At 43.9% G+C, this 25,985-nt stretch carries 19 protein-coding genes; 8 read left to right on the top strand and 11 right to left on the bottom strand.

Translation table 11 applies throughout. The annotated features are described in order from the left end of the window. Positions 1 to 311: 311 nt before the first annotated feature. Positions 312 to 800, bottom strand: coding sequence for a GNAT family N-acetyltransferase (locus IW644_RS11715; protein ID WP_269917759.1), 489 nt, complete (start codon positions 798 to 800; stop codon positions 312 to 314). A gap of 5 nt (positions 801 to 805) precedes the next feature. After that, entirely contained in the window at positions 806 to 1,537 is a 732-nt protein-coding gene (locus IW644_RS11710) for an SDR family oxidoreductase (RefSeq protein ID WP_269917758.1), read from the bottom strand. 149 nt (positions 1,538 to 1,686) lie between these two features. On the opposite strand from IW644_RS11710, the gene IW644_RS11705 reads away from it, so the two are divergent. Continuing rightward, positions 1,687 to 3,159 carry an ATP-binding cassette domain-containing protein gene (locus IW644_RS11705; protein ID WP_269917757.1) on the top strand — a complete coding sequence of 491 codons (1,473 nt, stop codon included), beginning with the start codon at positions 1,687 to 1,689 and terminating at the stop codon, positions 3,157 to 3,159. 137 nt (positions 3,160 to 3,296) lie between these two features. Here the strand turns inward: IW644_RS11705 and IW644_RS11700 are convergent, their stop codons facing one another. The 4 genes from IW644_RS11700 to IW644_RS11685 form a co-directional block, all read right to left on the bottom strand. Further along, positions 3,297 to 3,980 carry a DUF1826 domain-containing protein gene (locus IW644_RS11700; RefSeq protein ID WP_269917756.1) on the bottom strand — a complete coding sequence of 228 codons (684 nt, stop codon included), beginning with the start codon at positions 3,978 to 3,980 and terminating at the stop codon, positions 3,297 to 3,299. A gap of 1 nt (position 3,981) precedes the next feature. Then, complete coding sequence (zigA, locus tag IW644_RS11695; RefSeq protein ID WP_269917755.1) at positions 3,982 to 5,184, bottom strand: zinc metallochaperone GTPase ZigA; 1,203 nt, start codon at positions 5,182 to 5,184, stop codon at positions 3,982 to 3,984. A gap of 183 nt (positions 5,185 to 5,367) precedes the next feature. Continuing rightward, a complete protein-coding gene (locus IW644_RS11690) occupies positions 5,368 to 6,675 on the bottom strand; it encodes a short-chain fatty acid transporter (protein ID WP_269917754.1) in 1,308 nt (435 codons plus the stop codon). Between the two features lie 67 nt (positions 6,676 to 6,742). Continuing rightward, a complete protein-coding gene (locus IW644_RS11685; protein WP_442864434.1) occupies positions 6,743 to 10,876 on the bottom strand; it encodes a two-component regulator propeller domain-containing protein in 4,134 nt (1,377 codons plus the stop codon). A gap of 377 nt (positions 10,877 to 11,253) precedes the next feature. Here IW644_RS11685 and IW644_RS11680 point away from each other — a divergent pair, with 377 nt between their 5' ends. Further along, entirely contained in the window at positions 11,254 to 11,595 is a 342-nt protein-coding gene (locus tag IW644_RS11680) for a carboxymuconolactone decarboxylase family protein (protein WP_269917752.1), read from the top strand. A gap of 62 nt (positions 11,596 to 11,657) precedes the next feature. Here IW644_RS11680 and IW644_RS11675 read toward each other — a convergent pair whose 3' ends face one another. From IW644_RS11675 to IW644_RS11660, 4 genes are all read right to left on the bottom strand, one after another. Beyond that, on the bottom strand, positions 11,658 to 14,411 hold the full coding sequence (locus IW644_RS11675) for a M16 family metallopeptidase (protein WP_269917751.1): 2,754 nt from the start codon (positions 14,409 to 14,411) through the stop codon (positions 11,658 to 11,660). 218 nt (positions 14,412 to 14,629) lie between these two features. Then, a complete protein-coding gene (locus tag IW644_RS11670) occupies positions 14,630 to 14,923 on the bottom strand; it encodes a YfcL family protein (RefSeq protein ID WP_269917750.1) in 294 nt (97 codons plus the stop codon). Between the two features lie 119 nt (positions 14,924 to 15,042). Next, positions 15,043 to 16,206: an ATP-NAD kinase family protein gene (locus IW644_RS11665; RefSeq protein ID WP_269917749.1), complete on the bottom strand. Its 1,164-nt coding sequence runs from the start codon at positions 16,204 to 16,206 to the stop codon at positions 15,043 to 15,045. Beyond that, a complete protein-coding gene (locus tag IW644_RS11660; RefSeq protein WP_269917748.1) occupies positions 16,203 to 16,832 on the bottom strand; it encodes an elongation factor P hydroxylase in 630 nt (209 codons plus the stop codon). Before IW644_RS11660 ends, IW644_RS11665 begins: the two co-directional genes overlap by 4 nt. A gap of 154 nt (positions 16,833 to 16,986) precedes the next feature. Here IW644_RS11660 and IW644_RS11655 point away from each other — a divergent pair, with 154 nt between their 5' ends. The 6 genes from IW644_RS11655 (at position 16,987) to IW644_RS11630 (ending at position 23,932) form a co-directional block, all read left to right on the top strand. Beyond that, positions 16,987 to 17,697: an FFLEELY motif protein gene (locus IW644_RS11655; protein ID WP_269917747.1), complete on the top strand. Its 711-nt coding sequence runs from the start codon at positions 16,987 to 16,989 to the stop codon at positions 17,695 to 17,697. 105 nt (positions 17,698 to 17,802) lie between these two features. Next, complete coding sequence (locus tag IW644_RS11650; protein ID WP_269917746.1) at positions 17,803 to 18,252, top strand: acyl-CoA thioesterase; 450 nt, start codon at positions 17,803 to 17,805, stop codon at positions 18,250 to 18,252. Continuing rightward, positions 18,249 to 19,481, top strand: a complete 1,233-nt coding sequence (locus IW644_RS11645) for a retropepsin-like aspartic protease family protein (RefSeq protein WP_269917745.1) — start codon at positions 18,249 to 18,251, stop codon at positions 19,479 to 19,481. Before IW644_RS11650 ends, IW644_RS11645 begins: the two co-directional genes overlap by 4 nt. Before the next feature lie 87 nt (positions 19,482 to 19,568). Beyond that, entirely contained in the window at positions 19,569 to 21,803 is a 2,235-nt protein-coding gene (locus IW644_RS11640) for an ammonia-forming cytochrome c nitrite reductase subunit c552 (protein ID WP_333473862.1), read from the top strand. A gap of 183 nt (positions 21,804 to 21,986) precedes the next feature. After that, complete coding sequence (locus tag IW644_RS11635) at positions 21,987 to 22,901, top strand: glycoside hydrolase family 16 protein (RefSeq protein WP_269917744.1); 915 nt, start codon at positions 21,987 to 21,989, stop codon at positions 22,899 to 22,901. Positions 22,902 to 22,930: 29 nt separating this feature from the next. Continuing rightward, complete coding sequence (locus tag IW644_RS11630; RefSeq protein ID WP_269917743.1) at positions 22,931 to 23,932, top strand: family 16 glycosylhydrolase; 1,002 nt, start codon at positions 22,931 to 22,933, stop codon at positions 23,930 to 23,932. Between the two features lie 134 nt (positions 23,933 to 24,066). On the opposite strand, the gene IW644_RS11625 is transcribed toward IW644_RS11630, so the two are convergent. Beyond that, positions 24,067 to 25,977: a CRTAC1 family protein gene (locus IW644_RS11625; protein ID WP_269917742.1), complete on the bottom strand. Its 1,911-nt coding sequence runs from the start codon at positions 25,975 to 25,977 to the stop codon at positions 24,067 to 24,069. Between the last annotated feature and the right edge of the window lie 8 nt (positions 25,978 to 25,985).

The raw sequence follows: 25,985 nt of genomic DNA, 5'->3' as shown, positions 1-25,985 counted from the left end.
ACATGCTCGCTTGTTCGTAATAAGTGAGAAGAATCCCTACACATGTAATCGCCCAAAGAAAGTTGGCAATAGCTAAAGCTGCTACTCCGTTGAGTGATCTATTGCGTATAAAGGCAAGCCTTAATGCGTATATGCCATAGCATACATTAGCACTCGCTAAGAATAGAATGAGCCCTTTCGGCAGTTGGTAGAAGTCGCTCGCTATATCTTGGAAAAACAGAAGCAATAGGCCAACACTCGTTCCTGCGACACCATCAATATGAAGTATGTATTTAACTAAAGAAGCTTTCATCTGTGCTGCAACGCTTAACCTATTTCAATGTGGCAAAAATATGGCTATCGTAAAAATGTCCGTTTTTAAAAATGGCGCGTTGCAATATTGCTTCCTGTTTAAACCCAGCATCTAAAAGCAGCTTTTGAGAAGCAAAATTAGATGAAAATACGCAGGCGAAAATGCGTTCTATATTTGTGTTTGAAAAAGTAAGCGCAATAATTTGGCGCAGTGCATCGCGCATAATGCCTTTTCGCCAATGTGATGAACAAAGCCAGTACCCGACTTCTCCAGATCTTTCGTATTCAAAGTTGCCAGGGTTGACACCAATACACCCTACTAACTTGCCCTCATACTCAACAGCTCTTATAAAACCCTGATTGCTTCCCTCTTGAACCCACCATGTGGCATCTTCTTTTGTATAAGGGCTAGGAATTTTTGTCGACAGAAACTGCGTGACCGACCGTTGATTTAAAATATCTACCAGTCTACCTACATCGCTCATTTCAAAATCTCTGAGTGTAACCATGCGCTCTACTTTCCACCCGCTAAATCAATAAAGGACCCAGTAACATACGAAGACTGAGATGATAGAAGCCAGGCTATCGCCTGAGCGACTTCGTCAGCTGTACCGCCCCGCTTCATAGGAATTTGAGAGCTTAACCGCTCTACTCTGCCAGGTTCACCGCCATCCGCGTGAATGTCGGTTTTGATAAACCCAGGCCTAACGCTGTTCACACGAATATTTTTTGCGGCAAGTTCTAAGGAAAGCCCTTTGGTGAATGAATCCATAGCTCCTTTCGATGCGGCATAATCTACGTATTCAAAGGGCGCACCTGTACGAGAGGCTATAGATGAAACGTTGACTATTGCGCCACCCGTAACGTTTTGTCTGACAAAAGCTTTTGAGCACAAAAATGCACTAAGCACATTGGTATTAAGTGTTTTGGTAAAACGCTCAGCACTAACGTTGATAAGCTCAGTTTTGGTAAATAAAATGCCCACATTGTTTACCAAATGCGTTATTTCACCCCATTGGCTGTTCACAGTCTCAAACATGTTCAGCACTTGTGCTTCATCTGAAACATCGGCTTTATGGGTAAATGCAACGCCACCACTTTCGGCTATCGACGCGCACACCCTATCCGCAGCATTTTTATCTGATAGGTAATTAACGCAAACCTTATAATCTTTACTTCCTAGCAGTTTGGCGGTTGCGGCACCAATACCACGGCTTGCTCCTGTAACAATGATTACCTTGCTCAAAAAAGTCATTCCCTTAATCGACTGTAGAATGTAGCGCTTAGCTCATAAGACTAACTTACCAGCTGGCTCCGTCTTCAGAAAGTCTTATTCACCATTGACAGGTAACCAGAAAACTTCACAATAGTTCTACTTCTTATCCACTCGCAATCATGATGCTGTATCTTTCAGAATTTCAAACAAAGCTTTCTAATCAATATATTACCCCTGCGTTTTCGTTAACGCTAAACAATGAAAAACCACCCTCGCATTACCTGATTGCAGGTAGAAATAGTAGCGGGAAGTCGCTCTTAATTTCATCACTAGCGGGTAACGGTAAAGTAGAAAGCGGTATTCGCGAGAGTAGTTCTCTTGTTGCGGAAGTATCGGTATTCAAGCAACAGGCGTTAATCGAAGAAGAAAAACAAAAAGACAGTGCGGATATTTTAGATGTAATCGCTGAGCCAACAAAGGTACGCGAGTTATTCTTACGCACCAATGAGAATTATCAAAATCACCCTTATTACAGCGAACTTACTTCTGCGCTGAGAATTGAACATATACTTGATAGTGCGTTTCTTTCGCTGTCGACGGGAGAAACTCGCAAGGTAATTATCATGCTGGCATGGTTGAGCGATGCCGCAATTATTTTGCTTGATGAACCTTTCGAAGGCTTAGATGTTGAAGCGATTGATGCATTTAGTCGCTTTCTTGTTTCTCAACAGCAAGCCACACTGGCGTTGACCGCCAACAAGCTTGCAGACATTCCTGAGGGCCTTCATGCACAACTCATTGTTATGGATGATCTAGCTATTACGTGGAAATCTGACGGCACTCTTAACTATGATGACTTGCGCTCAGAGTTGAGTACTTGGTTTGCGCTGGAGTCTGATGATATCGATGTACCCGCAGCGCCTAGCGCAAATGATCAAAATCGCAAGGAGTCAACCAGTGAACTTGTTTCACTACCCCATACTTTAATCGAGCTGAATGACGGCTTTGTGCGTTTCGATGAACGTACTGTATTTGAAAAGCTTAACTTTACGCTTAATAAAAATGAGCATTGGCAGATAACGGGCCCGAACGGGTCAGGTAAAACTTGTTTGCTTCAAATGTTTACTGGTGATAATTCCCATTGTTATACCAACGACTTGACGATGTTTGGAATAAAACGGGGTACTGGCGAGAGCATATGGGATATTAAGAAGCACATTGGAATTATGTCGAATGCGCTGCACATGCAATACAAAGTAAACGCAAGTGTTGAACATGTAATCATTTCTGGCTTTCACGACAGCATTGGTCTATACACCCGCCCAACGTTGGCTGAGCGAAACGTAGCAGAACAATGGCTTGCTGTACTGGGCTTACAACAGAAGAAGAATACACCGTTTCAGTCGCTATCGTTTGGCGATCAGCGATTAGTGCTTATAGCGAGGTCTATGGTAAAACACCCTGCACTGCTTATATTAGACGAACCCTGTAACGGTTTAGACGACTTCAACCGTCAAAAAGCACTTAAGCTTATTGATATATTGGCAAAGGCTGGCACCAGCACGCTGCTGTATGTTAATCACAACCCAGAGGAATGCATTCCCAGCATTCGCAACACCCTGAATATGAAAGACTACAATGTAGCAAACTAAAATCTGAGAAGAAAAAGGCGCTATCACAAGGGAAAACTCATGAAAAAGAGTGATAGCGCCAAAGAAACAGTAGAAAGGCATTATAAGCGCTTAAAATCTGCATCTGGCTCATATTCAATGCAGTGCACTTTTTGAAACTACATTGGGTCTAGAGTAAGCAGCACACGTTGAGTATTTGGCTGCACTTTGCAAGACCGATGTACGGCGGCAAACTCTTCATGACCTTGCCAAGACTTTCCTTTGAGTAACCCCACATCAAAAGCACTCATTTGTTTAACGCTGCTTTCTTGGTAGCGCTGCCCTAGCCTATTCTTCGTAAGCCCTTGCGTATTCGCTTCGTTAAGGCCAATCATCGGGCTAGTTACCACACTTTCTTTAGGTAACCACTCAGTACCTTCGCCTAAATAAGTATTTACCAATCGAACAGGAATATTGTCTACGTGAAAGCTGGGGCACATTGCCGAAGATAAGGGCACGAGTCTTACCCCTACACTGTCACAATCAAATAGTGTGGTAAGCATGTCAGAAAGCAGATAAATATCATCAATGGCGGCTTGTTTTCCAATACTGGTTTCTTCGCCTGGTAGAAGTGTGGCAATTTCCTCTCTTAAAGAATCAATAGAAAACACACCACGAATACCCATTCCTAATGATTTAAAAACCTCGCCATAATATTGGGAGATGAGCGGCGCCTCGGGTCTATTCCATACCGTAACGCTAACCCCTTCTTCAAAAATATCACCCAGAACCATAGCGTCGGCGCTTGAACGCCAAGAGTTGCTATGTTCGAAGACTGTATTGTGGTCTTGTAACGCCTGCATACTAGTGCTCCCACGCTGGGAAAGGATCTGGCATTTCTGCCCAAACATGGTGGCCTTGAATAAGCTGTTCATCAGTTAACAAGCAACTATCTAAGCGCCTGATTATGTCCTCTTTATTAAGCCCTTGCCCAATAAATACCAGCTCTTGACGCATATCACCGAAAGGCTCCATCCATTGCTCTTCAATGGCTTTAAGGTAGTCAGGGTCTTCAGGCCACTGCTCTTTGGGTACGGCTTTCCAAAACAATCCAGCGGCTCCGTATCTCGCCATGCCGCCAGCCTGGCTCCAACTGCCTGCAAGCTGTGGGCGTGTTGCTAACCAGAAAAAACCTTTTGAACGAATTAATTTGCCAGCTATTTCTTTACTATGAAGAAAATCATAAAACTTCTGCGGGTCAAACGGACGTCTTGCTTCGTACGAAAAGCTGCTGATACCAAACTCTTCGGTTTCTGGCAAGTGTTCGCCACGCATTTCTTTCAACCAACCCGGCGATTGCTGAGCGCGCTCAAAACTAAAACGACCTGTGTTTAGCACTTTATCTAACGGTACTTTCCCATGCTCAATAGGAACTTGAATAGCCTCGGTATTTAAGGTTTGAAGGATACTTTTAAGGCGGGCCAAATCTTCTTCAGAAACCAAATCAGTTTTGCTTATTAGCAAAATGTCAGCAAATTCCACCTGCTCGACCAATAGATCAGCAACGCTTCGCTCATCTTCTTCGCCCAAGCTTTCGCCTACTTCGTTAAGAAACTTAGCTTCGTCATAATCTTTTAGAAAGTTTAATGCATCAACCACCGTGACCATAGTATCGAGACGAGAGATTTCCGATAAGCTTTTGCCGTCTTCATCGGCAAAAGTAAAAGTCTCGGCCACTGGTAAAGGCTCCGATATGCCCGTAGACTCAATGACTAAGTAATCGTACTTACCCTTGTGAGCTAAACGCTCTATCTCTTCAAGTAAATCTTCTCGCAACGTACAACAAATGCAGCCGTTGCTCATTTCAACCAGCTTTTCTTCCGCTCGATTGAAACTAACCTCATTTTTGACAGTAGCGGCGTCAATATTGATTTCACTCATATCGTTAACTATAACCGCCACTTTCAATCCATCGCGATTATTTAGAATATGATTCAGCACGGTGGTCTTTCCGGCGCCCAAAAAACCCGATAGTACGGTAACGGGAAGCTGAGTTTGAATAGACATAACGACTCTCTACGTTTCATTTTACTCCTCGAATTAATCAAATGTTATAACATAACAATCGAAATAGAAATATTGATATGACTTATTTATTGCAAATCGCTAGTAATACTCAGCGAGCACGAGTTGACTGTAGTGGCACCGAACAAAAGAGCCACTCCCTTTCAGGCCTGAAGTACACTGCACTTATACAAATCTCAACACCAAGGAAATAATAACGCCTGTTACGATAAGCTGAACTAAGCAAAAACCCATGATATCTTTGGCTTTTAGGCCAGCTATGGCAAGTACGGGTAGTGCCCAAAACGGCTGAATTAAGTTCGTCCAAGCATCACCCCACGCCACTGCCATTGCTACCCTATTTACTTCCGCACCCAGTTCAGCGGCCGCGGGTAGAATTACAGGGGCTTGCACTGCCCACTGCCCACCACCCGAAGGCACAAATATATTAACAATGCCTGCACTAATAAAACTCCATACGGGCAACGACTCTGCAGATGCAAAACTAATTAGCCATTCTGACATAGTCTGCGCTAATCCAGATTGCACCATAACCGCCATGATGCCAGCATAAAACGGAAACTGTATTACTATTCCGCTGCCGCCCTGAACCGCTTGCTGCAAACTATGTAAAACATTGCGGGGCGTACCGTGAAGGACAATAGCAAGGAAAAGAAATAACGTATTAACGATGTTTAGGTTTAACCCGCCGCCAGAAATAAAATAGTTTGTAAGATAAGCAAGCCCAGTGAAACCGACAAGTAAACCAAGAGCTTTGCTGTTTTCAAGTTTATCGGCGGGTCTTTCGTTTTCTGCTGAAGGTAAAGCATCGTCTTGTAGCTTTGTGCTATCCACAATCACGCTTTCAGATTTAGGAGGGAGCATTAAGCGATTCACAAGGGGGATAACTACAAACATAATCGCCAACAACAGTAAGTTGAAGCCGCTAAAAATAGTCTCGCTGGTACCAATTACGCCTATTTGTGCCTCTGAAAAATGGCCCGGTGTTGCAATAGTTAACGGTACAGAGCCCGCCAAGCCGCCATGCCATACGACAAAACCTGAATATGCGCTCGCCACCAATAGCCGATAATCTACCGTCACTTTTCTTGCAAGTGCTTTAGCGAATAACGCCCCTACCACTAGCCCGAAGCCCCAGTTTATCCAACTGGCTGTAAGCGACACTAAAGTAACCAGTACAATAGCGCTTCCTGGGCTTTTAGCTAGACGGGCGAGACTTTCTAGCAGTGTCTTGACTAGTGGCGTGCATGCCAGCATAAACCCGGTTACCAATACCAAGAGCATTTGCATTGAGAAGGTTAGCAACCCCCAGAAGCCGTCGCCCCATTGTTGAACTGTGGTAAGTGGCGATTGGTCTTGAATGACCACCGCAAAGACAAGCGTTATGAGCGTTAACAATAAAACGAAAATATAAGGGTCGGGAAGATATCTTTCGACGAGTTTTACGAAGGGTTTTGATGCACGATTTAGCATTAACGCTCTCACAACTTGTTAAAAACTTGTTGCATATTAACGCGTTTACTTCCTCGTTGGCGAGAGGCTAGTTAATTTTGCTAAGCCACTTCTGTAAGGTTGAGGTTACTTTTTGGTGATCGATAGGCTTTGTTAGAAAGTCGTCCATACCTGCTGCCATGCACATATCTTTGTCGCTCTGCATGGCATTGGCCGTCATCGCAATAATAGGCGTACTTTTATAGATATCTCCTGCCGCTCCTTCACGGATGCATTTCGTTGCTTCAAATCCATCCATTTGTGGCATCTGGCAATCCATAATAATTGCGCTGTATTGAGCTTCAAGCTTGCAGTTCTTCAACATATCTAACGCTTCTAAGCCGTTGTTCGCCACTTCTACCTCATACCCTTCGCTTTCGAGCGCATTAGTAGCGACCAGTTGATTTATCACGTTGTCTTCAACTAACAAAATTCGTGGTGCTTCAATAGTAAGGGGGCTGTTTTCAGTTTCTTGCTCTGCTAGGTCTTCATCTGGATGTTGCTCTACAAAGTCTGCAGTACCCATAACCAACTGCCGTGAATGCACATCGTTTTGTGTGCCGGGTTTACCTACCGTATTTTCTAGTATTCTCAGTAAATCTGTTGTCGTTATAGGTTTGGGCAGACATTCGTCAATTGGCAGCCCTCTAAACTCGCTATAGCTATCGACATCGCTTAATCTGGTCATAAGAATAGTACGACTGAACCTTAAATTTTCGATACCCTTAAGGTTCAGTAAGTGATTGTCTTGCTCGTGGTCATCAACGACTTTTTCCAAAAACAAAATATCAATTCTTAAAGGGTCTTGTTCACTAATCTCATCAGCTAAGTAAAGCGTTGCAGCCTCTTCTAATGACGATGCAGTTAACGCGTTCACACCCCACAGCCCAAGCTGATTTTGCAAGGTATGCCTTGTTGATGCATTGTTATCCACTATTAAGCAACGCGTGTTCTCTTTAATAAGTTCAGGTTGCAGTGTCGTGCTTTCCTTTGAGCCCGTAACTTTGCATATAACGTTGAAGCAGCTACCTTTGCCAAGCTCTGACGCAACGCTTATGTCACCACCCAATAAATGACACAAATTTTTTGTAATACTTAAACCAAGTCCAGTGCCGCCGAATCGCCTCGTTGTAGACGCGTCTACTTGGGTGAAGGCGTCGAACAAATGAGGAAGTTTGGATTCCGGGATGCCTATTCCCGTATCTTTTACAGTTAAGTGCAGCATAGCTTCATTTTCAACATCACTTGGAAGTAACTTTGCTGCAATGTATATTTCACCCTGTTCAGTGAATTTAACGGCATTGCTCAAGAGATTAGTCAGAATTTGTTGAATTCGGTTTGGATCTGAATATATCTTTGTTTCGCTGATCTCAGAGACATCAACGACTAATTCTAGACCTTTTTCTTGGGCTGAGTGCGCTACTGATAGTGCAACACTTTCCACTAGCTCCCTTAGGTCAAAATCCAAAGACTCTAATTCAAGCTTACCCGCTTCTATCTTTGAAAAGTCTAGAATGTCATTGATAAGCACAAGCAGTGAGTTAGCACTGGTTTTAGCAATACTCACGCGCTGGCTTTGTTCTGCTGTAAGGTCACTTTTTTTCAACAGGCCAAGCATGCCAATAACGCCGTTCATTGGCGTCCTAATTTCATGGCTCATATTGGCGAGAAATTCAGACTTCAATTTCGTGGCCTCTTCAGCACGTTCGAGCGCTTGTTTTAAATCATTAGCCTGCGCTTTTAGCGACGCAGTTTTTTCAGAGACCTGTTGCTCTAGCGTTTGAACAAAGCGTTTTTGTTTAGTGATTTCGGTTTGCTGTAGACGGGTGCGCAGATAAACCACCAATACAAGGATGCCTAACAAAAATAAGCCGTAGATAGTATATGCCCACCAGCTTTTCCATGGTGCGACTGCCACATGTAAATTCAACGATAGGGTATCACCACCCCACTCTCCGTTTGGTTTCATGGCTTTTACAAGTAACCTGTAGTCCCCCCCATTTAAATTGGTAAACGACACCGAAGTATGATTTCCAATATCAATCCACTGCTCATCGTACCCTTCTAACTTGTATGCAAAGTGGGCGCGCTTAGGGTCTGAAAAATCCAAAAGTGCAAAATCTAATGAGAAAAAGTAGTCTTCATAAGAAAGGTCGATATCAGTGACATAGGACAGTGGCTTATTAAGCTCTACTGATTCCCCCATTTTGTTAAAGCCGGTGAGAACGATGTTCGCGCTAACGGCGTCAATTTTTTCTCGGTTATATTTGAAGTACTCTATCCCCCGCTGACTACTCGTAAAATAGGTATTCTTACCCGCTTTAATTAAGCTATCTGAGTAAAAGTTTTTACCTGCCAAATCTGTGGCACTGTTGTAGCTAATAACATTTTGTGTGTCGGGATTATAAAGAAAAACACCTTTATTGGTGGTTAGCCACAGCCTGCCGTCCTCGCCATCGGCGATAGCTCTTATTAAGGTGGTGGGCAGCCCATTCTTTTCACTGAAATGCTTGAAGGATTTAGACTCGGCGAAATACTGGTGCAACCCCCTTTGGGTAGCTATCCATATTTCTCCATCATTCGTTTGGTGGATGTCTTCCACAATGCTATCGACCAAACTTCCCTGCTGATCCTTTGCGCCACTAAAGAACGCGAAACTTTCACTATCAGCTGACCACAAATTCACCCCTCCGCCCGTGCCAATCCACATATTGCCGTTGGTGTCTTTGTATAGGCTATGGATTTCTGGGTGCGTTAAACCGTCCTCGGTTGTGAGATGTCTGAATTCCTCGGAATGCTTGTTGTAAATGTAGATACCGTGCTTATAGGTACCAATCCAAACGTTGCCATGATTGTCTAGTTCAAGTGCTCTGAACTCACGAAACTGACGATAATTACTGTCAGTCTTGGGGTATTCAATGCGGCTTATTGCTTTAGTACGTCGGTCAACTCTAGCCACAAAGTCATCTTGTGCTACCCACAGAAACCCTTCTTGATCCGGCACTATAATGGGTCTTTCTATAACCCCACGCTCTTTATAACCTTTAAGCTCTTTAAATACCGAGTCGTATTCTTTTTGCAAAAGCTCTTCATTCACTTTCCATTTGAACACGTCGGCGTTTGCCGTAACAATGAGTACATCGCCATTTTCATTACCATTTTTATCGACGTTATCAAGTGCGATACCACTTGGTGCGGTTAGTAATTCACTATTAATTTGTTTAATTTTGCCGCGAGGAGAAAATTTAAAAATTCCATGAACCTCACTGGTAATCCACATGGTTTTAGTATGGTCTTCAAAAATTATGCGAAGGCCATTTTCATAACCAAAGTCGACCTTTTCAACATAGTTCCCCTCTCCGGTATGTCGATACAATCCCTCAGTAGTGACGAACCATATTTGACCATCATGGTCCTCAATCATTGAGTTTACTTGACTTAGTGGTTTACCTTCTCGCGTCGTTTGAGGCAAAAAGACACCGGAACTTGGAAAGAATAAGAAGGGCCCGTTTTGCGTAGCGACAAATAGCTGATGCGAAGATGTACGGAGTAAGCTGCGTATTTCATTTGCGCCTGTAGCCGTTTTGTTTTTTGGTTCGGGCAAGAAATGCTTGACGTTTAGCGTCTTTTTATCGAGCAAATTTATCCCATAGCTGGTTGCTACCCAAAGGCTATCAGCATCATTATCAATAATGTCCCAAATGCGATTATGGGAAAGACTGTTTTTATTTCCTGGTACTTTTTGAACTCGCTGAAATCGCCCGTTGCCTAAAAAACGATTAAGCCCTTTGTCGTAAGAGCCTAGCCAGATATCACCTGCGTTATCTTGAAAAAGTGACTGAATTCGGTTTGATGACAGAGAATTTGCATCATCAGGCACATTTAAATAGCGCGCATACTGACCGGTTGTAGGGTCGTATTGATTAACACCACCGCCCCACGTACCCACCCAAATATTGCCCTCGGCATCCAACATTAAGTTGCCGGCATCGTTATGAGAAAGGCTTTGGTCGTCTTCGCTATTCGATTCAAAGAGCTTGACGTTGCGACCGTCGTAGCGCATTACTCCATTTTCTGCTGTGCCAAACCAAAGGAAGCCTTGCCGATCTTGCACTATGGAATAGATTTCCGATGAAACAAAGCCATCTTCAGCAGTTAAAAGCTCAACCGCATATTCATTCATTAACTTGTTTGAACCAGATGCGAGCGCAACACTAATAAACACTACATTTAGAAGAGCGATTGCAAACACGCGAATGGGTGAGAGTATAAATTTTGTCGTGTTCACCAGAGAGGTTGTCTTCAAATCAAAAATGGAGCTGCTAATTAAACTTGTTTAACTTTAGTGCATGTTGTCGCCGCTCACCATTCTACAAAAGGCGCATTTGTCACCAACAAATAAACGCTTCTTGACCTAAATCATAACGTGCAAAAGCTATAGGTTTATGATTGACGATGACATTGACCAACGAGGCCAGTAGATAGTCTCTTTTTAAAAGCGTTTGTGCTGAAAGAAAAAGAGACATTAAAGCCCGATTTTATTTGCGTTAGGAGAACACAATGACAAAGTCATATAAACAAATTACCGATAGCTTAAATCCGTATTTAGCCGAGGTTAAAAAAGGCGTACCCGAAGTCATGAAGGGATTTTCTGACATGGCCAAGGCGGCGACCGCCGATGGCGCGTTGGATAAAAAAACGAAAGAACTTATTGCCCTTGCGATTGGTATTGCAACGCGATGTGATGGCTGCATAGGTTTTCATGCTAAAGCTTTAGTGCATTTAGGTGCTACCCGTGAAGAAATAGAAGAAGTGTGTGGTATGTCGGTTTACATGGGCGGAGGCCCATCATTTATGTACGCTGCCGATGCTTTGCGCGCATTTGACGAATTTAGCGAATAATTCCGAATAAAAAAGGGCCGAGAAACTTCTCGGCCCTTTCGCTTGCTTTGCAGTGTCACTTATTACAGCGAATTCATACTTTGAACACTGACAGGTCCAAGCTCCGCTGCTTCAACATCCGCTTTGATTTTTTCTGCATCACCAATGATTATCCAAGTCAATTTTTCCGGATGCAGTACTTCTTTCGCCGCACTACTTAAATCGTCTAAAGATAATCCATTGTACTTTTCGACCAAAGACTCTGGATAATTATATTCTCTATTAAATCTCTTACTTGATAAGAGGCTATACATTACCGCATTGGCCGTTTCGAATTGACCAGGCAACGAGCGAACTTCATCCAATCGAGCTCTTTCCAATTCATTCGCCATCGGCGGCTTATCCCCTATATATGCATTGAGCTCTTTTTTGAGTTCAAGCAAAGACGGCCCTGTTTTATCGGTTTGCACTGGTGCATAAACCATAAACGGTCGCTGCCCTCTGGCGTCTTGAAGGAAGGTATACGCACCATAAGACCAGCTTTTATCTTCACGTAGGTTCATATTCACACGCGCCGTAAAAGCACCACCTAGGGTTTTATTCATAGCATTGATAGCTATATTATTGTCGGCCCCTGTTGGTGGCGCTAAATGCGCAGCTAGTATAAGAGACTGTTGTGCTCCGGGGCGGTCGATGATAATCGCTTGGCCTTTTTCAGGCATAGCCGCTTCGGTAATTTGTTTAACGCCCTTGTTGCCTTTAACTTTCCAGCGACCAAATTCTTTTTCCAGCATTGGCTTAATGGTATCCAATGTGGTGTCACCCACTACAAAAATTGTCGCGTTATCAGGGCGTAGCCAGGTATTTTTGAAATTAACTAAATCGCTTCGCGTAATTTCTTGGACGTCTTGAGCAACGCCTGTACCGGTAAATGGAATACCGTAGGCATGAGCATCACCATAGATAAGTGGCGGTAGCAGAGTCAGCGCAATGCTCACAGGACGCGTTTTTTGCTGTGCAATATTACTTAATATAAGGGCACGTTGACGTTCAATCTCTTCTTCTTTAAACGTGGGCGATTTTAATATATCTCCCAAAAGCGCCAAAGAAGGCTTCATGTTTTCTGTCAACATCGACATGCTAACTGTTGTAGTGTCTAAATTTGAGCCAGCATTTAGATTCGTTCCCAACTGCTCTAGCTCTGCAGCTAGTTCTAAGGCATCGTATTTACCCGCCCCTTCATCAAGCATCTGTGTGGTGAAACTCGCGAGCCCAAGTTTACCGCCCGCATCAGCAGCGTAACCTGCATCAAACTGCACCGCCACATTAACTAAAGGCACCGTAGAGCGCTCCGCAAACACCACATTCACACCGTTAGATAAAGTGGTCTGCGTAACCTCAGGGAAGCTTAGCTGTGTCTCTGCATTAATTGGCGGCAAACCTGAACTGCGATCAACGCTTTCAGTGGATGCTGTATGTTCAATAAACGGCACAACCGTGATTTGGTGCCACCCTTCTTTTAACCATTTATTCGCAGCCGCTTTAACGTCTTTGGGCGTCGCTTCTGCTAGCTCGTCTAATTCAGTTTTAAAATAGTTAGGGTCTCCAGCAATAAACTCCCCGCTAGCAAGGGTGTCAGCTTTTCCGCCAAAGCCCCCTACTTCTTCGAGTCCTCGAATGATTGAAGCGCGTTGTTTCGTCGACACAAGCTTAACTTCGTCTTTGCTAGGGCCTTTACGCAAGAATTCGCTAATGACCTTATCAATCTCTTTTTCTACTTTTGCTACGTCAACGCCGTCTTTTACGTCAACCGTAACACCAAAGATGGATGCCATTTGTAGCTCGTAATTAAATACCGATGCATTGGTAGCAATTTGCTGATCGTAAACAAGTTCTTTATAAAGACGTGAGTTTTTGCCATCCCCCATGACACTTGCAGCGATGAACAGATCGGTTGCAGTTGAAGATGTGTTTTCAGGTGAAACCCAAAGGCGATAAATGCGCGACTGTGGCACTTTGTCTTGAATCACTTCTCGGGTGTTAGCGCTACGCTTCGGTACCCATGCTTCCCATTTAGACAGCGCTGGACCCGGTTCAATATCAGCGAAGTACTTATTAACCAAAGGTTTGGCTTCTTCTGCGTTAATATCGCCGCTCAGCACCAATATTGCGTTATTGGGGCCATAATATTGATTAAACCAACCCTTAACGTCGTCAAGCGACGCTGAGTTGAGGTCTTCCATAGAGCCTATTACCGTATGATGATAGGGGTGCCCTATGGGAAATAAGCCCTCAAAAATATGAGTGAATACGCTACCATAAGGCTGGTCTTCGCCTTGGCGCTTTTCATTTTGTACAACGCCACGTTGTTCGTCTAATTTCTCTTGTGTTACTGCACCTAACAGGTGACCCATACGGTCAGACTCCATCCACAAAATGCGGTCTAGCGCAGGTGTTGGGACGGTTTGAAAATAGTTAGTACGGTCAAAATTTGTGGTACCGTTGAGGCCTGTAGCCCCGGCTTCTTGAAGCGGCCCGAACCACTCATCATCATAGTTTTCGGTACCGTTGAACATAAGGTGTTCAAATAGATGGGCAAACCCAGATTTACCCTCTGGCTCATCTTTTGAGCCCACTTTATACCACACAGCCACAGCAACTACTGGAGCTTTGCGGTCTTCGTGAACAATTACGGTTAACCCGTTATCAGTAGTAAATTTTTCGTAATCAATATTAATATCGTTCTTGGCAAACGCTGAGCTTATTAGCGTACTGCTTACTGCCAGCACACCTACGCTCACTTTTAAGCGCTCGGTGAGATGCTTAAGTACAGTCATGTCGTCATCCTTAATCTTGTTGTCTGTGCTAAACACGCAAATGTGCCAAGCACCATAAAACGGCTTTGCCGCCAACACTAAACATAAATCAATTTGACAGTATATAAAGCGCTATGATGCAGAAAACTGTAACGGATTGTAAAAGAGGGAAAAACGACGCGCAGGGGAGATAGCTCTTATGAAAAAGCTTGTGAAAAAGTAGATAAGGAAAGCCGCAATTACATTGCGACTAACCGTGCCCATAGTGCTTTGACTTGTTGAGCATCTTCACTTTCTAATTCGTTGTTAGCGAAAGCTTTATTAAGGCTTTCAAGCATTTTTTCATTAAGCATCGCAACGGTAGCGCCTTCTTGCATCTCTAGTTGGCGTGCCTCTACCGCGAAATGGCCTTGTAAGTAGCTGGCAATGAACAATTCATCATCGCTACCGTGATTTACCACGTCATCAAGCGATGCCTCAATATCTGCAATAGCTTTAACGACACTTTCTGGTGCTGCAGCAGGTGGTAACACGTCTTACTCCTTTCTGTTTTTAATTTCAGTTCTTTATCTCTAAAGTTCAATTCTTATTTGAAGATAAATCTCGTTGTTCTAAAGGTTATGAGTTTGCCTTGGTATATGGCGCAATGCCCTTAAACAGCGTGGCAAAGTACTTTGTCTTTGTAGCCGGTAATAACCGTAAAGGCGCCCGCTAATTCAGTATCGAGCAAAGCATCGCTCGAATCTAAACGAAGCGGTTTGCCGTTTAACGCCTGTAGTTTTTGTTTAGTGGCAACGACAAGCATATTCTGCTTGCCAATCTGACGAATAAACGCTGGGCTTAACTGTTGATTTCCGCGCCCCAAAATGTGGCCCTGACCACCGATAACCGTCAAAATGACCTTCGTGGGCTTATCTTGAGTTAGCTCAATCAGTTCACTGGCAGTAACGTCACTTGCAATTAACTCTCCTTGCTTCACCACATCCACACCTAACAAGGTGTTGTCTAAGCCCAAAAAGTCCATAATCGCGCCAACGGTAGAGCCCGACCCCATGACAAAATAGGTGTCAGGCTCATCGTCCATGATTTCGCTAACATATGCCGCAATATCATCAAGCACCAACGCCTCGTCTTCTTTGCCGCCCATTTTTACAGCTTGAACGTAAGTGAGTTCAGCAGGTACGCGCATTTCACCATAGTGTTTGGCAATAACTTTCCCGTCGCGAAAGGCGTTCTCGTCAATATCACGGACTTCTGCGTCCATTTCACTTACAAGCTCGCCAGCAATCATTTGACTTACTACCTGCCCTGCCGCTGACGGCGATACACAGTAAACGCCAGAGTGAATTTTGCATCCTGCAGGCACGCCTAGTACGGGCACCTGGGTTCCCACTACACTACAAATATTGCGCGCGGTTCCGTCACCACCCGCAAACAGCAGCAAGTCCACATTAGCGTGTATCATGGCTTGAGCCGCGCGCTCTGAGTCTTCACCTTCAGTTTGCTCGGCATTGGCTGTGTAGATAACTTCACAAGGGATACCTAGAGATTCACATACGGTCTCGCCCATGTCGCCTGAGGCTGTAACTACTGTGAACTGGCCTGACAACGCTTCTAGGATACTGAGCGCTTTAGCCATTTTTTCGTTAGCTTTTTTCTCTGCTCCCATAGCGAGGGCTTTTTCACGAATCTCAGCACCATCGCTACCTTTAAGCGCAAGCGCTCCGCCAATACCCGCAAAGGGGTTAACTATAACGCCTAGCTTGAATGTAGGCTTTTGATCAGACACTGATTGACTAGTGCTAACTTGACTCATTCAGCAACAACTCCTATCCCGTAACCTGTTTCGCTTCTTTCTAAACCTGTTAACGCATTTCCAGCCGCCTTATCTATTGCATTACTGATGGGTAAAGCAGACAATTTACTTTTGCCAAACTCAGATGACAGCGCTTGTATAAAACGTTCAGCGCGTGGTGGAAAACCATTAGCTTTATAGGCTTCTAGCTGAGCAGCCACGTTTCGGGTGAACCCTTCTCTGTCGGGTTCAGCACCATTTAAGTTGTCTGTGCTTACCTGAAATTTTCTGCCTGCCGCTTCAGTAAACGCCCATTCAATAGCCTGTGGCTTAATTTCTACTTTTTCAAAATCGGCTTGCTGCGCTACATCTCGACCGTCTGGGCAATACCAGTAACCGTAGTCTTCTAACAGACGGCGCTTTTCACCGGCAATACACCAGTGTGCAATTTCATGCAAAGCACTTGAAAAGAATCCATGGGCAAACACGATTTGATGATAAGGCTTTTCACCGTCGGCAGGGAGGTAGATGGGTTCATCATCGCCTAAAACTAAGCGCGTATTAAAATCTTCAAATGTAGAATTAAACAGTGCTATTAACGCAGGAACGTCTGGGTCAGACAGAGCGTGATGACTTGCAATCTTCATGTCGGCAAATAAGTTCTATACGAGTGAGCTAAATCAATGGCGGTGGAGTATACCAGCAAAACTTTGTCTTCTCACTTGAAAGGCATGCTGGCATAGGTCAATCTAGGTTTACAAGAGCGAACAAGTCACATTAGTTCAACAGGGAGTTTCTCATTTGGCGCAACAGATAATTAAACATATTCATCGGGTAAATGCCCTTCGTGATTTGGCCAATCAGTTGGGTGTAATGCCTATTATTCATCAGCTGCAGCATTGGCAGTGTGAACGCTTACTGGTCACGCACGACGATTTGGCGCAGCAAAAACGTTATCAAAAAGCCATGGCGTTCTTTGTAGATGAATTGTACGGGCCAAAAGATTTTAGCCAGCGCGACGCTGACTTAGTTCGCGTTATTCCTAAGCTCGCAAAAGTATTGCCCGACAAAGCCATGAACGCTATGGACGACGCATTATCGTTAAATGCACTATCGTTCGATTTAGACATGGCAATGGCCCAATATCTACAAAGCCATTTTCCTTCAGAGCCAATCAACCGAGATAACTACGCCTTGGCTTATCGCAATGTGGGCAGGATGGAAGACAGAGCGCATCAAATCGACATAATTTCTCATTTGGGCGATCAACTCTCTGACGTAATAAAGATTCGTGGTATAGGTATGTTGATTTCGCTATCTCGACGTCCAGCCAAATTAGCTGGCTTACTGGCTCTGCATGAGTTTTTAGAGCGTGGTTTTAATGCATTTAAAGCGCTAGGCGATGTGCAAGGCTTTATACAACCTGTTTTGGTAAGAGAAAAAGCAATTATGCAGTCATTGTTAAGTGACGATTTAATCTTACCTGAAGATAACCCATTACCTGTGGTTTAAGTTGCAAAAAAGAAATGCAAAAACTGGCCTTCGTAAGCAACGGCGCTACGCCGACGGTAATGAAGCAGCTAGGATATAAACAAGATATATAAATGAGGAAGAAGTTTGAGCTCCAACACGCTAAATTGGATGTTAGACAACCCCTATGTTCAGCAATGGCATATTGATGAAACACATATTGATCACTATCAGCACGTGAACAATGTGGCGTATCTGTCGCAGTTAGAAAGCCTAGCGTGGGCTCACTCAAACGCCCTTGGCTTACAGTTTGCCGATTATCAATCGCTCAACCGCGGCATGGTTATTAAGCGTCACGAGCTGAACTACCACCTGCCAACACATCTTGGAGATACGTTAGAATGTGCAACTTGGATAGTGTTTTGCGATCGCAAACTAACTCTGAAGCGTCAATTCCAGTTCATCTGCCCAAAGCGTAACAAACCCGTTTTTGATGCACTAACAACTTTTGTTTGCGTCAGCCTTGATACTGGTGCGCCCAAAAGGATGCCTAAGCAATTCGTGGACATATACGGCGAGGCTTGTATATCCAAATGAGAACCTGGCTAGCAGTGCTGCTTCTATGTACTTTGTGTGTGTCCTTAAGCTTTAATATATACCTGTGGGTTAACTTAAAACAGCACAGTGATAGAGCTTATGAATTAGAGGCAAGCTATGAACACCGCCTAGAAGATAATGCAAAGCACAAAAGCGGTCTAAATGTAAAAAGTAAGGCAGTACCTATCTCTGCCCCAAGATCTTCTGACTTTCGCATTGATTTTCCCACTGACATCAGCGGGGCAAATACGGCATCAAATGAGATAAAAGGGCAAGGTTTCTCTTCTTCTCAATTAGACCAAGACCAGCTGTCAGCGCTAACAGCTTTACTCAATAACGGGCAATATGCACTGCTTGCCACAGAGCTTACAAAGTATCTGAAAAATGATCCGCTTAATGAATCACTACTGCTACTAGAAGCTGAACTAATTGAGTTAACCAAGCCCCTGCCCACAGCGATAGTGCACTACTACGACTTAGCTGAACTGCCTCTTACAAACAAAACGCTTACGTTTATTGACACAAAAATTGCCACCTTGTATCAACAGGCGCAGACGCAATTAAGTCAGGACGAACAATGGGAACTAGTAGCAAGGTTGAACGAACCTTTATACCAGCGCATACCCGACGCGAAACACTACACTCTTAACCTGGCTGAAGCCTACGCCTATCAGCAAAAGTTTACCTTGATGGAAGATGTGCTCGCCGCCCTGCCATTAAACGATAGAGACGCAAATATCATTCGCAATAAAGCCTATGAAATGCGCGATATCGCCAACACAGATAATACGCTTAGCGAAAGCGAACTAGCGCCATCAGACGTTGAGGCAGCACGTTATCAAACTCGTGTAGCTTTAGAGCGTAATGGTGACCAATATCGCCTTGAAGCAAAGGCGCTTAACCAAAAAGCCACCATGATCTTAGATACCGGCGCCAGTACCACAGCAATATCGTCACGATTATTCGCTCGCCTAGGCCGTATGCGAAACCTCACGTTTATCGGTAACTTCAACGTTAGAACCGCGTCAGGAACTATTGAAGCCCCTCTGGTACAAATACCGCGATTTTACTTTGCTGGCTACGAGTTCAACGATGTTTCTGCCATCGTGCTGCCCGAAGACGCATTACCCGATTCTGATGGATTGTTGGGAATGAACGTCTTAGGGCAGTTTGACTTCGCGATAATGCCCCAGTCTAGTGAATTGATTTTAACCGAACGTAACGAATAACCTCCACATAGGATGTTTGTATTATTATGACGTGCTCGCGTTAACATGATACTCTATACAAACTATTAACATATTAGAGCTTTTGACGTGCCGCGTATTGGTGTATTTCTTCTCGCATCGCTTTTTGTTTTTTCAAGTCACACTTCTTACGCTAGTGAATCTTCACAATGCGTGAATTGCCATGCTGAGCAAGTCAGCCAATGGGAAACATCAGACCATGGAAAAGCCATGGATCATGCGACAAACGAAACGGTTTTAGGCGATTTTGATAACGCAACAACTACGCACTTTTCACAACGTGCAACTTTCTCTAGAAAAAATGGTAAATTTTTTGCCACGCTCACAGAGGCAGGCGAAGCTAAGCAGTACACTATCTCTTATGTATTTGGTCACTACCCATTACAACAATATTTAATTGAAACCGAAAGTGGCCGTTTTCAAGTTTTTCCATTCGCATGGGATAGCCGTGACGAAAAAGAAGGCGGTCAACGCTGGTACCCTAACTATCAAGATGAAGATATTGGCGTAAGTGATAGGCTGCACTGGAAGCAGCCGATGCAAAACTGGAACGGAATGTGTGCCGATTGCCATTCGACCGGCCTAACACGTAACTTCGACGCGGACACATTAGCATTTAACAGTCACTTTGATTCCATTAATGTTTCTTGTACTTCTTGCCATGGAGATATGGCAAACCATAATAAGCAATATAGCAACCCACCTTCTTCTACGCATGCTTCGAAGGCTGATACAGCTATCAGTAACGATATGCCCGCCTATTCCCACAATACCTTGTCGGCAGACGAACAAAAAGCTATAGGGCAATGGTTACTAAAAGAAGGAGATAAAATTGCTAGCTGGCAAGAGCTTGAAAATGGCGAATATAAGCCTGCGAAACGGGACAATAGCTTTATGGATACCTGTTTTGGCTGCCACTCTCTTCGTTCTCCGTTGACCGACGGTATTAACCCCGAACACCACTATCTGGATCAGTTCACTCCTTCATTACTTATATCCCCTCTTTACTTTGCTGACGGGCAAATAAAAGAAGAAGTGTATATATATGGGTCTTTTCTTCAAAGCCGGATGTATGAGGCTGGTGTTAATTGCATAGACTGTCACAACCCACACACCATGAAGCTGAAAGTAGAAGGTAATGGGCTGTGTTTGCAGTGCCACTCTGCACGAGCATACGAAGGTGAAAAGCACACCAAACATCCTAGTGACAGTGAAGCGAGCCAGTGTGTAAATTGCCACATGCCAACGCGTACCTATATGGGCGTGGACGCCAGACGGGACCACAGCTTTAGCATCCCTACTCCACATGTATCAGAACAAACGGGTGCTCCCAACGCCTGTCTTAACTGCCATGAAAACAACAATGATTGGGTGTCAAAGCAGTTAAATGAGTGGTACGGCAGAGATTCAACATTAAATAGCGATGAAGAAAAATACATTGCTTTTGTGCATGGCGAAGCTATGAATAAAAACGAAGTGCTAAGACTTGCCTATGCTAAAACGCTGCCCGTTATAAAGCGTGCGACAGTGGTCACAATGCTATCTAGTCGTATCGAAACCCTGACAGATCGAGATTTGAGACCGTTTATAAGAAATAAAGAACCATTACTGCGACTTGCCGCCGCCCAAGCTGGCAGGGCTCTTCCAGCGGGCGAACGGCTAAAATCATATAAAGGGTTACTTAACGATAAATATAAAAGCGTTCGCGTTGCCGCGGTTAATAATTTAATTGGTTTGGGTATTGATTCTGCTGCGTTTAAACAAGCATTGGACGAACTGAAAGCATCGAACATCATCAATCAGTGGCGTGGTGAAGGGAATCTCAATCAAAGTATGGTTGAATACCAGCTAGGAAACATTCAAGAAACAGAAACACTTTTAAAACAGGGTATTCAAGTAGACCCGTTCTTTGAAGCTAATTACATAAATCTTGCTGAACTATATCGAAGCCAAAATAAAGCAGAGCTTGAAAAACAAACCCTTGAAGAAGCAGTAAAAGCGGTTCCTACTAGCGACATTGTTTACTATTCACTGGGAATGCTTAATATTCGCCAGCAGAATAAACCTGCTGCGGTTGAATTATTTAAAAAAGCTTCTGAGTTAGCACCGACCAATACTCAAAACTGGTATATCTACGCCCTTGCTCTGGATAATATAGGTAAAACACAAAATGCGATTACCGTGCTAAAAGAGGGACTTTCGCATGTTCGAGACAGCAGGCTTATTGAACTGGGCATGTCTTTTTCACAGAAATTAGGTGACAGAGAAAACTTCATGTATTTCAAATCACTTGCTACCAATTAGCTTTGCTCCCTGGCAGAGCTACGAACTCTTTTCTATTTTTCTAAGCCACACCTTAAGTTTATGAATGCAAGGCCTAGAGCTTTTTAACTTAAAGGCTAAAATATATTACAAATTAAAACATATTATGTTTAAATTAATTACACATGGAAACAATAAGCAGCCAGAAAGCCACGGAGGCCTCTTGTGCTAGAAAAGTATCGCAATCTCGTCCTACTGTTAATAGTAAGTCTGTGTAATGGTTGTTCATTTGATCAAACGCCTGAAGTTTCTCCTATCCTGAATGAAAATAAAAACAGCGCCTACCGATTAGTCTGGCACGATGAATTCAGTGGAAACAAAATTGATGAAAGTAAGTGGCAATATCGATTGGACTGTAAACATTGGAGCAAGCAAGGAAAAGCAAATAACCTAGTATCTAACGGGATTTACCGTATTTTACTCAAAAAGGAACGCGTAGAGTGCCCCGGCAATAAATGGCTTCAACCTGGACAAAAGGAAGGTGAAGTACCTGCTGAAGTCGTGCAATACACTGGCGGAGGAATTATTTCAAAACGTCTTTTCCGCTACGGGTTTTATGAAGCGCGTTTGAAAACCCCAGCTGGCGCTGGATGGCATAGTTCTTTTTGGATGATGCGATATCTTCAGAAGCCCGAGAATAACGACAGCCTTGCGTTCAATCCATTAGATGACCCTAACCTTAATAGTCATATCGAACTCGATCCTTTCGAAAATGACTCTATCGACCCTACGCATTACCAAACGGATGCACATCAGTGGAAACCAGAGCCAGGTACCGAAGATGAAGGACGCACCCAGAATAAAGTAGGTACAAAACAAATACGCTTTAACGACGGCACATTACTTAGCGACTTTCATATTTATGGCATGGAGTTTACTGAAACCCACGTTCGTTACTACTTTGACGGAAAATTAGTAAGTGAAACCGAATTTCCCGTAACTCGCTATAAGCATAATGATGTCAATATCTGGCTTACCGGATTAGGTACATTCCTGGGTAATACCCCCGCCATAGACGACAGTGCTTTACCCGAACAAATACAAGTTGATTACGTTCGTTTTTTCGAGCCAAAACACTAAATAAAGCGCTAATAGTAGGAAACCCACTGATGAAAACTAGAATTCTTAAAACCACTTTTTTAAGCACGTGTTTGGTAAGCGCGGGCGTATCTTATAGCTCAAGTGCAGCCCCAGTCCTTCCTCTTTCCGACCCTATGAATAACGGAGGTTGGGTACTAAATAAAGAAGTAAGCGATGAATTTGATGCAGATAAAGTGGACGAAGACAGATGGTTTATTGTTGGCAAATTCAAAGATGGTAAACCGCAATACATACACCCTGACAATCCAGACAAATGGGTGTGGAAAGGTCGGGCTCCTTCACAGTTTTCAGGCCGTAACTATCGCTTAGAAGATGGAAAGCTGATGCTTGAAGCACGCTGGGAGCCTGATTTTCCATTTACTGAAGAGATTAGAAAGCCGACCTTTGGTGAACCTATGAAGCACGAAAATATCACTACGCCGTGTTTTATAGGTCGCCGCTCGTTCACCTATGGTTACATTGAAATAAAAAGCAAATCTGCCGATGCAGAGGTCACCAGTGCGTTTTGGTCTATGGGTCCAAAAATGGAGTTCGACTTTTTCGAGTCGTTTGGCGACAGCCGAGAAGATCCTAACAAAGACCATTTAGACAGCGAACTATGGTGGTCTATTCGCGACTGGGAAAAACCTGTAGGCGGCAAGCCCAGCTACACAGAAAGAAAGCAGCTGGGCTTTAGAATGGCTGATGACTTTCATGTTTACGGTATTGAATGGAGCAAGGACGGCATAAACTATTACATCGATGGTGAGCTATTTTCATCTGTGACGCCAGAACAAGCGACTGCATGGGCTAAGCAAAACCGTGAAGGACTTCCTGATGACTACAACGGATACGTGGCCACTCGCCCTATTAATTTATGGCTCGATATGGAAACCTTCCCATGGCATGGCTACCCAAATAGTCTAGAGGATTTAGAAAAAAATAGCCCCGAAGGCAAAAAACACGATGGCATTGTAGATTTTGAAGTTGAATACATTCGCGTGTGGCAAAAGCCTGAAGATATCCAGTAGAAATTAGAACTCGGCAGCTGCTTTAATCGTCTATTCTTCAAAGCAGCTCCAAATACTCACTTTACCTACTATGAGTTACCGTTAACTTTGTCTTTTGTCACTGTTTAAGCTATTGAGCACGTGTCCGCCATTCTCTAAAGCTTAATATTTGTTCCGGCTACGATGTTCCCTACTGACTTTTTCTCGCCGTTAGCCCAGATAACATGTACATTCTCAACAACATCACACTCACCAATTCCAAAATGCATTTTGCTATTTAGCATATGGTGGAAGCCATCCCCAGTGGCTCCTACATGTTGAGTTTGCTGCTTGCCGCAGGCCGTAATGGTTACTCTTGCACCCGTTGGCTGGGCTTTTTCATCGGCAGACACTCCCACTTCTACCTTTATAAAGTTACCCAAAGTATTTTTGGGGAGCTGATTTTGAGCTAAGTACCAGCGCCCCCTTTCATTGCCATAAACCAAGTCCATACGGCCGTCTTGGTCATAATCGAATGCGGTGACTCCGACACCCGTGGCACCTATTTCATCAGAGGTTAGTCCAACGTGAGGAAGCTTTTTAAATCCCGTCCCAGCTTCGTTCATCAATACGTAATGTTCTACGGGCAGCGCCATGTTTCCGTAAGGGGTTATAGCTAAATCCATAAAACCGTCATTATTGAAGTCGGCTGCGGCAACACTGGTGGTTTGTTCTTGGATGTCGATACCTAGGCTATTTGTAACATCAACAAACTTACCGCTACGGTTCTCGAGTAAAAGCGCTGGCAAAGGCTTTCGTTTCATCTCACCTAGGTGATCAACAACATTTTTTATTACTGCTGATAAGCGAGATTTAACTGCGCCGCCAACACGCCATTTTCCGTTACCCATATAGCCAATATGCATGCCCTTAAGTGCTTCACCTTCTGGCCACCCCATCGCATCGTTTGGTGTAATCTCAAGGCGTCCATCCATATAGTGCGCAGTGCGCTCGGCTTCAACAACTTTCCGTTCGCTACCTAGCTGAATGTCATAGGTTGCATAGGTTTCTTGAATATTTTCCAAGATAAGGTTTTCGCCTTCAATGGTAATGTCGTCATACATAAAGTTGTTTCTGAACACAAAAAACGCAAAGTTTTTATCTTTAGGGTCATAGTAAGATTCTTGTTGAAACTGATAGAGGCTACGGGCAAGAAATAAGTCGAAGTCACCGTCGTTGTCATAGTCTATTTCTGCAATATTGATCACATTTTGGGTATTAGCTAACTCCCCTAAAGCTTCCTTTGTTTTATCTACATAGCTCCCGTCCCCTTGCCCTACCGATAGGGTCATGTCTTTACCTCCGAAGGTAATGACATCGGAAATATGGTCGTTATTTACATCTGTAACAAGCGCTTTTACTGAAAGCGCATCATGAGGGATAGATAAGGTTAGTGGGTGTGAAAAGCTTGTCCCTGAATTCAGATACAGTTGATTAGTGGTTAATGACTTCACCCGTTTGGGCGCAAAACCCGTTGTGAACAAGTCCAACTTATTATCGCTGTTGGCTTCTAAGAACTTAATGGCCCGCCCTCTACTGGCGCTAAAGTGCGAGAACGTACCACCTTTAGTGATATTTCGCTGCGTATCCACACTAAAATATACAGGTCGTCTAGGATTACCTCCATCGCCACCACCGGGTGATACAACAATATCCATATTGCCGTCGCCATCGTAATCAGACACACCTAATCCATGTGTGTCGCCTGTGACTATTACAACAGGTTCGGAAAATTTGCCTTCATTATTCCAGTAAATAAGTGCATTCGTGCCGTGCTGAGTTGTTATTACGTCATCCCATCCGTCTTGGTCTACATCTGCGGTAACCGCAGCGCCCCACTTTCTTTGAAGAGACATAGTGAAAGTGATTACGTCACTGGTTCGAGCAAAAAGCGTATCCTTATTCTCTAATGCGGTGTCCTGTGGCGGTGTTTTTAGCTGTGTGCAACCCCAAATAGGGACTGTACACAGCATCAAACCGGCAAAACGCTTCAGTGTTATTTCCTTGTACCAGTGTGCTTTGCTCATTTTTCCCT

The sequence above is a fragment of the Alteromonas sp. PRIM-21 genome (genome assembly GCF_027563165.1).
Classification (GTDB): domain Bacteria; phylum Pseudomonadota; class Gammaproteobacteria; order Enterobacterales; family Alteromonadaceae; genus Alteromonas; species Alteromonas macleodii_A.
Note: the sequence above shows the minus strand (reverse complement) of the source record. Positions and strands in the feature narration are given on the sequence as shown.